At 70.6% G+C, this 1,525-nt stretch carries 1 protein-coding gene and 1 pseudogene; one reads left to right on the top strand and one right to left on the bottom strand.

The window, feature by feature from the left end; all coding sequences use genetic code 11:
• Positions 1 to 542: pseudogene (locus KUTG_RS07540) on the top strand (UdgX family uracil-DNA binding protein); the annotation flags it as partial.
• Here KUTG_RS07540 and KUTG_RS07535 read toward each other — a convergent pair.
• Positions 530 to 1,501, bottom strand: coding sequence for an aldo/keto reductase (locus KUTG_RS07535; protein WP_043715924.1), 972 nt, complete (start codon positions 1,499 to 1,501; stop codon positions 530 to 532). The pseudogene KUTG_RS07540 and the gene KUTG_RS07535 overlap by 13 nt on opposite strands.
• Positions 1,502 to 1,525 lie beyond the last annotated feature (24 nt).

Below are 1,525 nucleotides of genomic sequence, written 5' to 3'. Positions count from 1 at the left end.
GCCACGGCTGCGAGCTGCACAAGGACGCCACACAGACGGTGTACGGCGAAGGACCGGCCGACGCCAGGCTGTTCCTGGTCGGCGAGCAACCGGGCGACCGGGAGGACGTCGAAGGCGGGCCATTCGTCGGCCCAGCCGGAAAACTGCTGGACCGCGCGCTGGTCGACGCCGGCATCGACCGGGCCGAGGTCTAGCTGACCAACGCCGTCAAGCACGTCAGGTTCACGCTGCCGGAACGCGGCAAGCGCCGCATCAACAAGCCCGGCCAGGGTGAGATCTCGGCCTGCCGGCCGTGGCTGCTGGCCGAGCTGGACCGGGTCGAGCCGGAACTGGTCGTGCTGCTCGGGGCGACGGCGGCATCGGCCCTGCTGGGCAGCGGGTTTCGGCTCACCCGGCACCGCGGCGAGATCGTCGAGCTGGAGCAGGGCGTTCCCGCCGTGGCGACGGTGCATCCGTCGGCGGTGCTGCGGGCGCCCGACCGCGAGGCGGCGTACCAGGGACTGGTCGCCGACCTCACGGTCGCGGCCCGTCACCAGGCGTAGTGCTCCGGGGCTGTCTTGTAGGCCGGGAAGATCTCGTCGATCGCCGCCAGGTCCTCGGCGGACAGCGTGATCTCCAACGACTTCAGCGCTCCGGCGAACTGCTCGGTGGTGCGCGGGCCGATGATGGGGGCGGTCACCGCCGGCTGGTGCAGCAGCCACGCCAGGGCCAGGTCGCCCGGCTCCTGGCCCAGCTTCTCGGCGAAGTCCTCCCACTGGCCGAGCTGCTCGCGGCGCTTCTCCAGGGTCTTGGCCAGGAAGTCGCTGTAGCGGCGCTTGCCCTCGCGCTGCCCGCGGACGGCGCCGCCCAGCAGCCCGGAAGCCAACGGGCTCCACGGGATCACGCCGATGCCGTGGGCCTGGGCCGACGGCAGCACCTCCAGCTCGACCTCACGGGTGAGCAGGTTGTAGTGCGACTGCTCGGCGACCAGCCCGAGGAAGTTGCGCCTGGCCGCCTCGGCCTGCGCCACGGCCAGATGCCAGCCGGCGAAGTTGGACGACCCGAAGTAGAGCACCTTGCCTTGCGCGACAAGGGTTTCGCAGGCCTGCCACAGCTCCTCCCACGGCGTGGCCCGGTCGACGTGGTGGAACTGGTACAGATCGACGTAGTCGGTCTGCAGCCGGCGCAGCGACGCGTCGATCGCGCGGCGGACGTTGAGCGCCGACAGCTTGCCCTCGTTGGGCCAGTCGCCGGTGGCGCCGTAGAGCTTGGTGGCCAGCACGGTCCGCTCGCGGCGGTTGCCGCCGGAGGCGAACCAGTCGCCGATGATCTCCTCGGTCCGGCCCTTGCCGGCGGCGCCGCCGTACACGTTGGCCGTGTCGAAGAAGTTGATGCCCTTGTCCAGTGCCTCGTCCATGATGCCGTGGCTGGTGGCCTCGTCGGTCTGGGAGCCGAAGTTCATGGTGCCCAGGCACAGGCGCGAGACGGACAGCCCGGTCCTGCCGAGGTTCGTGTACTCCATGCCTTCCATCTAAGTACGTGACGG

Origin of the sequence: Kutzneria sp. 744 (assembly GCF_000568255.1) — a bacterium.
Taxonomy (GTDB): Bacteria; Actinomycetota; Actinomycetes; order Mycobacteriales; family Pseudonocardiaceae; genus Kutzneria.
Note: the sequence above shows the minus strand (reverse complement) of the source record. Positions and strands in the feature narration are given on the sequence as shown.

What these genes read in the sequence shown, in the direction of transcription:
- KUTG_RS07535 (WP_043715924.1), bottom strand. Translation starts at nt 1,501, where the DNA reads ATGGAGTACACGAACCTCGGCAGGACCGGGCTGTCCGTCTCGCGCCTG.